Here is a 6,849-nt window from a genome sequence, read left to right on the forward strand (position 1 = left end):
CGTTTTCTGACCTCCCCCCGCACCCCGCCGGGGGGCCCCCCCTGGAGGGCCCATCCCAAAAAAAGCGGGGGGGGGGCCCGAAACCGCCCCCGCCGCCGAGGATCGTCGGATGATGAGCATCGGCGCAGTGCTGAACGCGCTGCGTGACGAGTTCCCCGAGGTCACGATCTCCAAGATCCGCTTCCTGGAGTCGGAAGGGCTCATCGAGCCGGAGCGCACGCCGTCCGGCTACCGCAAGTTCAGCCCCGAGGACGTCGAGCGGCTCGGTCACGTCCTGAGGATGCAGCGGGACCACTATCTGCCGCTCAAGGTCATCCGGGAGCACCTGGACGCCCTAGAGCGCGGAGAGCGGGTCTCACTGCCCTCTCTGGGGCAACCACGCGAGCCGGGTGACGCCTGGGGCGTGAGTGACGCCGAGGAGCCCACCGCGGCCCGTGTCGGCCGTGCCGAGCTGCTTGCCGCCGCGGAGATCGAGGCGGAGCAGCTGGCCGACTGGGAGACGTACGGGCTCATCGTGCCCCTGCCCGACGGCGGTTATGACGCGGAAGCCGTGACGGTGGCCGCGCTCGTCGTCGAACTCGGGCGGTTCGGTATCGAACCCAGACATCTGCGCACCATGAAATCGGCGGCCGATCGCGAGGCCGGCCTCGTCGACCAGGTCGTCGCGCCGCTGCGCCGGCACCGTAACCCGCAGACCAGAGCCCATGCGGAAGCACGTACGAAGGAACTCGCCGGGCTGACCGGAAAGCTGCATTCTGCACTGGTGCAGACGGCGCTCGGGGTGCGGTTGCCCTGACTCGGGAGGTGCCCGACTACCCAAACCGGCCGGGCACGTCCTAGGGTTGCTGTGTGAACGAGCTCGACGTCGTAGGTGTCCGGGTGGAAATGCCCTCCAACCAACCGATCGTGCTCCTGCGTGAAGTGGGAGGCGATCGCTACCTCCCCATCTGGATCGGACCAGGGGAGGCGACCGCGATCGCCTTCGCACAGCAGGGGATGGCGCCCGCACGGCCGCTGACCCACGACCTGTTCAAGGACGTGCTGGAGGCGGTGGGTCAGGAGCTCACCGAGGTGCGCATCACGGACCTCCGGGAAGGTGTCTTCTACGCGGAGCTGGTCTTCGCCAGCGGAGTCGAGGTGAGCGCCCGGCCGTCCGACGCCATAGCGCTCGCCCTGCGCACCGGAACGCCGATCTACGGCAGTGACGGTGTCCTCGACGACGCGGGCATCGCCATTCCGGACGAGCAGGAGGACGAAGTGGAGAAGTTCCGCGAGTTCCTCGACCAGATCTCGCCCGAGGACTTCGGCACCAACAGCCAGTAGTCCGCCGATTCCGCAGGGTTTCGGCGGGCCATTCGGCTAGCCTTTCCCGGCGGTGCGGTACGGCAAACCACTCTTAGGGTGATTATCACTCGGCGTGCCGAGTGTGGCGATCGTTGACGAGCCCCTGGCAACTGCCTACCGTCGAGAAGGCAGGTCAAGGACGGAGGTCGGCGTGAGAAGCAGCGGCGACGGTACGGCGATGGGTGGGCCGTACCCGCTTCACAGCGGCACGGCCGGTCACTCTCCGCAGAGGCCGATTGTGGTTCAGGCAAGCGTTCAGGGGAGCGGGGACGCCACGTCCGGACAGCCCGAACAGGAACAGATCGGTTACCGGGGGCCGACCGCGTGCGCGGCCGCCGGCATCACCTACCGCCAGCTCGACTACTGGGCCCGTACGGGCCTCGTCGAGCCCAGTGTGCGGTCCGCGGGCGGATCGGGGACGCAGCGCCTCTACAACTTCCGGGACGTCGTCGTCCTGAAGATCGTGAAGCGGTTCCTCGACACCGGTGTGTCCCTGCAGAACATCCGGACCACGGTGCAGCATCTGCGCGACGGCGGTTTCACGGACCTGGAGCGGCTGACGCTCATGAGCGACGGCGCGACGGTCTACGAATGCACGTCGCCCGACGAGGTCCACGATCTGCTCCAGGGCGGCCAGGGCGTCTTCGGCATCGCCGTGGGTGTCGTGTGGCGGGACGTCGAAGCGGCGCTCTCGCAGCTGCACGGCGAGCGGATCGACACCGGGGAGACGCTGCTGCGGCAGAACCCCGCCGATGAGCTCGCGAGGCGGCGCAACAGGGCGGTGTGAGGCGGCCCCCACGGCCGCGGCCGGTCCGGGGTGTGCGGTGGCGCCCCGGCGGCGTTGTCAGTGGCGTAGGGCAGCATCAGGGGTGTGAGAACCGCGCCCACGATTCTGCATCTCGACATGGATGCCTTCTACGCGTCTGCCGAGCAGGCCGCGAAGCCGAGTCTGCGCGGGAAAGCCGTGGTGGTGGGCGGCCTCGGCCCTCGGGGCGTGGTGGCGACGGCGTCGTACGAAGCGCGCAGGTTCGGGGTGCACTCGGCGATGCCCATGGGGCAGGCGCGGCGCCTGGCGCCCAATGCCGCCTATCTCGTGCCGCGCTTCGGTCTCTACCGCGAGATCAGCGACCAGGTGATGACGCTGCTGCGCGAGCTGTCGCCGCTGGTGGAGCCGCTCAGCCTGGACGAGGCCTTCGTCGACCTGGAGGCGGGCGGCGTGGCCGACGACCAGGCGTCGGCGCTCGCGGTGGGCGAGCGGTTGCGGGCGGACATCAAGGCGGTGACCGGGCTCGCGGGGTCCGTCGGGCTCGCCGCGTCCAAGATGCTGGCGAAGATCGCCTCGGAGGAGGCCAAGCCGGACGGGCTGCGGCTGATAGTGCCGGGGATCGAGCGGGACCTGCTCGGGCCGATGCCGGTGCGGACGTTGCCCGGTGTCGGGCCCGCCACCGGGGACCACCTGCGCCGGGGCGGGATCACGACGGTGGGGGAGATCGCCGAGGCCGGCGAGGACGAGCTCGTACGGCTCCTGGGGAAGTCGCACGGCAGTGCGCTGTACGCGATGGCGCTCGCGCGGGACGAGCGGCCCGTGGTGGCGGAGCGGGAATCCAAGTCGGTCAGCGTCGAGGACACGTACGACGTGGACATCCATGACCGGGTGCGCGTCAGGGGCGAGGTGGCGCGGCTTGCCGACCGGTGTGTGGAGCGGCTGCGGGCCGCGGGGCACTCGGGGCGGACCATCGTCCTGAAGGTGCGGCGGTTCGACTTCTCGACCCTGACGCGCTCCGAGACGCTGCGCGGGCCCACGGACGACCCCGGGGTGGTGCGGGAGGCCGCCGCGCGGCTTCTTGAGTCCGTGGACACCACCGGGGGCGTGCGGCTCCTGGGGGTGGGGGTCACGGGGCTCGCCGACTACACGCAGGAGGATCTCTTCGCGCAGGCCCAGGCACAGGCCGAGGCGGAAGCACAGGCGCAGGCCCAGGCGCAGGCCCGGGCACAGGCTCTGGAGCCGGGGGAGGGCGAGGACGGGGCCGGGGCTGCGGGGGAAGCGGTGGAGGGGGCCACGGGGACCGCGGAGGCTGCGCAAGGGGTCACGGAGGCGGCGGAGGAGCCGTCCGCCGGGGAAGTGCCGCTCGGGGCGCGGCGGTGGGCCGCCGGGCACGACGTGCGGCATGCCCGGTACGGGCACGGGTGGGTGCAGGGCAGTGGCCTGGGGCGGGTGACGGTGCGCTTCGAGACGCCGGAGTCCTCGGTGCCGGGGCGGGTGCGGACCTTTCGGACCGATGATCCTGCGCTTGAGCCCGCGGAGCCTTTGCCCTTGGTGGCCTCGCCCGGGGACGGGGACGGGGCCGAGTCGCGCCCCCTGGTGTAGCGATGTCCCGGCAGCGGGCTCGCAGGGAGCCCTCAGGTGCTCTCCTGGCCCGCGATCTTGCCGAAGTCCTGGTCCGGCGGAGGCGGTGACTGCGGGGGCGTGATGTCGAGGCCGTAGTGGTGGTAGAGCTGAAGTTCCTGTTCGGGGGAGAGATGGCGGCCCACGCCGAAGTCCGGGGCGTCTTTGATCAGGGAGCGTTCGAAGGGGATGCGCAGGGTGCCGTCGCTCCTGAGCTCGCTGGGCTCCAGGGGCACGAACGCGTCCCGGCTGAACAGCCCCGTGCGTATGGCGGCCCACTCCGGGGCGCCGGTGGCGTCGTCGAGATAGACCTCGTCGATCGTGCCGATCTTGGCCCCGTTCAGGTCGAACGCCTTCCGGCCGATCAGGTTGCGCGGATCGATATCGGTCTGCACGGTCCCTCCAACTGGTCGAGGCTTGTCGAAGTGGGGCGTAACTCATCCTTGTTCGTTCGTAATCACTACGAAAGAGCACTTCGGGGCAGGCGGCCACTCGAGGGATGGGTCGCGGTCCTCGCTGGTAGGCTGGCGGATGGCTGCTGACCCCGTGCGGGAGAGCTCTCCGGTCGAAACACCGGGGGCGCCGAAGGAGCAACTCCTCCCCGGAATCTCTCAGGCCCCTGTACCGCACGGACGAGGTCACTCTGGAAAGCAGGGCGGGCGTCGGGCGGGCACGTTCGGAACCCTTCCTCACCGACGGTGAAAGCCGGGACGGTGCCTCTGGCGAGGCGCGGCCTGGTGAAACTCTCAGGTTGAGATGACAGAGGGGGAGGCCGTCCGGGTACCCGTGCCGTGGTGCCCCTCGCAGGTCGCGTCAGACCCGGAGGCCTCCGCAATGACCGCCACCCCTCGCATCCCGCTTTCACAGCTCGAGCAGGGCATTCCCTTCGAGCAGCGGCACATCGGCCCCGATGTGGAAGCACGGGCCAAGATGCTCGCGCAGGTCGGGTACGGCTCGCTCGACGAGCTGACCGCCGCCGCCGTACCGGATGTGATCAAGAACGCCGAGGCGCTGAAGCTGCCCGGCGCGCGCACCGAGGCCGAGGTCCTGGCCGAGCTGCGCTCCCTCGCGGACCGCAACCAGGTTCTTGATTCCATGATCGGGCTCGGCTACTACGGGACCTTCACGCCGCCGGTGATCCTGCGGAACGTCATGGAGAACCCGGCGTGGTACACCGCTTACACGCCGTACCAGCCCGAGATCTCCCAGGGCCGCCTCGAGGCGCTGCTCAACTTCCAGACCGTCGTCGCCGAACTGACCGGCCTGCCCACCTCCGGTGCCTCGCTGCTCGACGAGGGGACGGCCGCCGCCGAGGCCATGGCCCTGTCGCGGCGCATGGGCAAGGTCAAGGACGGTGTCTTCCTCGTCGACGCCGACGCGCTGCCGCAGACCGTCGCCGTGATCCAGACCCGCGCGGAGCCGACCGGCGTCGAGGTCGTGGTCGCCGATCTGAGCGAGGGCATCCCCGCCGAGGTCGCCGAGCGCGGTGTCGTCGGCGTCCTGATCCAGTACCCCGGCGCCTCCGGTGCCGTACGGGACATCAAGCCCCTCATCGAGCAGGCGCACGAGCTCGGCGCCATAGTCTCCGTGGCCGCCGACCTGCTCGCCCTGACGCTGCTCACCTCGCCCGGCGAGCTCGGGGCCGACATCGCGGTGGGCACCACGCAGCGCTTCGGCGTCCCGATGGGCTTCGGCGGACCGCACGCCGGCTACATGGCGGTGCGCGAGAAGTTCGCCCGCAGCCTGCCCGGGCGGCTCGTCGGTGTCTCCGTGGACGCGGACGGCAACAAGGCCTACCGCCTCGCCCTGCAGACCCGTGAGCAGCACATCCGGCGCGAGAAGGCCACCAGCAACATCTGTACCGCCCAGGTGCTGCTCGCCGTGATGGCCGGAATGTACGCGGTCTACCACGGGCCCGACGGCCTGAAGTCCATCGCGCGCCGTACCCACCGCTACGCGACCCTGCTCGCCGCGGGCCTCGCCGCGGGCGGGGTCGAGGTCGTGCACGGCGCGTACTTCGACACCCTGACCGTGCGGGTGCCCGGCCGGGCCGAGCAGCTCGTCGCCGCGGCCCGCGAGGGCGGCGTCAACATCCACCAGGTCGACGCCGACCACGTATCGCTTGCCTGCGACGAGACCACCACGCGCAACCAACTCACCGCGATCTGGACCGCGTTCGGCGTCGAGGCCGACGTCGAGGCGCTCGACGCGGAGATCGGTGACTCGCTCCCGGCCGGGCTGCTGCGCGAGGACGAGTACCTCACGCACCCCGTCTTCCACCAGTACCGCTCCGAGACGGCCATGCTGCGCTACCTGCGCAAGCTGTCCGACCGGGACTACGCGCTCGACCGCGGCATGATCCCGCTGGGCTCCTGCACCATGAAGCTCAACGCCACCACGGAGATGGAGCCGGTCACCTGGCCCGAGTTCGGGCAGCTGCACCCCTTCGCGCCCGCCCCGCAGGCGCAGGGCTATCTGACCCTCATCCGCGAGTTGGAGGAGCGGCTCGCCGAGGTCACCGGGTACGACAAGGTCTCGCTGCAGCCCAACGCAGGGTCGCAGGGCGAGCTCGCCGGACTGCTCGCCGTGCGCGGCTACCACCGCGCCAACGGCGACGACCAGCGCACCGTCTGCCTCATCCCGTCCTCCGCGCACGGCACCAACGCCGCGAGTGCCGTGATGGCCGGCATGAAGGTCGTCGTCGTCAAGACCAGCGACGACGGCGAGATCGACGTCGACGACCTGCGCGCCAAGATCGAGAAGCACCGCGACGAGCTGTCCGTGCTGATGATCACCTACCCGTCGACGCACGGTGTGTTCGAGGAGCACGTCGCCGACATCTGCGCGGAGGTGCACGCCGCCGGTGGTCAGGTCTACGTCGACGGCGCCAACCTCAACGCTCTGGTGGGCCTCGCCAAGCCGGGCCACTTCGGCGGCGACGTCTCGCACCTGAACCTGCACAAGACCTTCTGCATCCCGCACGGTGGCGGCGGCCCCGGCGTCGGCCCGGTCGGTGTGCGCGAGCACCTCGCGCCCTACCTGCCCAACCATCCGCTGCAGCCCGCCGCGGGCCCCGAGACGGGGGTCGGGCCGATCTCCGCCGCGCCGTGGGGCTCGGC

Annotated in this window: 6 protein-coding genes and 1 riboswitch; of the genes, 5 read left to right on the forward strand and 1 reads right to left on the reverse strand. The window is 70.6% G+C overall.

Going from position 1 to position 6,849, the window contains the following annotated elements:
* Positions 1 to 112: 112 nt before the first annotated feature.
* The 4 genes from ACQKIP_RS35595 (at position 113) to ACQKIP_RS35610 (ending at position 3,712) form a co-directional block, all read left to right on the forward strand.
* A complete protein-coding gene (locus ACQKIP_RS35595) occupies positions 113 to 796 on the forward strand; it encodes a MerR family transcriptional regulator (RefSeq protein WP_427745086.1) in 684 nt (227 codons plus the stop codon).
* 53 nt (positions 797 to 849) lie between these two features.
* A complete protein-coding gene (locus tag ACQKIP_RS35600; RefSeq protein ID WP_006123076.1) occupies positions 850 to 1,323 on the forward strand; it encodes a bifunctional nuclease family protein in 474 nt (157 codons plus the stop codon).
* 172 nt (positions 1,324 to 1,495) lie between these two features.
* On the forward strand, positions 1,496 to 2,131 hold the full coding sequence (locus ACQKIP_RS35605; RefSeq protein WP_365866058.1) for a MerR family transcriptional regulator: 636 nt from the start codon (positions 1,496 to 1,498) through the stop codon (positions 2,129 to 2,131).
* Positions 2,132 to 2,215: 84 nt separating this feature from the next.
* Positions 2,216 to 3,712: a DNA polymerase IV gene (locus tag ACQKIP_RS35610; protein ID WP_365866060.1), complete on the forward strand. Its 1,497-nt coding sequence runs from the start codon at positions 2,216 to 2,218 to the stop codon at positions 3,710 to 3,712.
* A 32-nt stretch (positions 3,713 to 3,744) separates the two neighbouring features.
* On the opposite strand, the gene ACQKIP_RS35615 is transcribed toward ACQKIP_RS35610, so the two are convergent.
* Positions 3,745 to 4,125 carry a PRC-barrel domain-containing protein gene (locus ACQKIP_RS35615; protein WP_365866062.1) on the reverse strand — a complete coding sequence of 127 codons (381 nt, stop codon included), beginning with the start codon at positions 4,123 to 4,125 and terminating at the stop codon, positions 3,745 to 3,747.
* Positions 4,126 to 4,269: 144 nt separating this feature from the next.
* Positions 4,270 to 4,367, forward strand: a riboswitch (glycine riboswitch).
* A gap of 197 nt (positions 4,368 to 4,564) precedes the next feature.
* Between ACQKIP_RS35615 and gcvP the strand changes: the two genes are divergently transcribed.
* On the forward strand, positions 4,565 to 6,849 hold a 2,285-nt coding region (gcvP, locus tag ACQKIP_RS35620), incomplete at its 3' end, for an aminomethyl-transferring glycine dehydrogenase (RefSeq protein WP_427745087.1).

The sequence above is a fragment of the Streptomyces sp. NPDC059900 genome, from assembly GCF_050270335.1.
Lineage (GTDB): Bacteria > Actinomycetota > Actinomycetes > Streptomycetales > Streptomycetaceae > Streptomyces.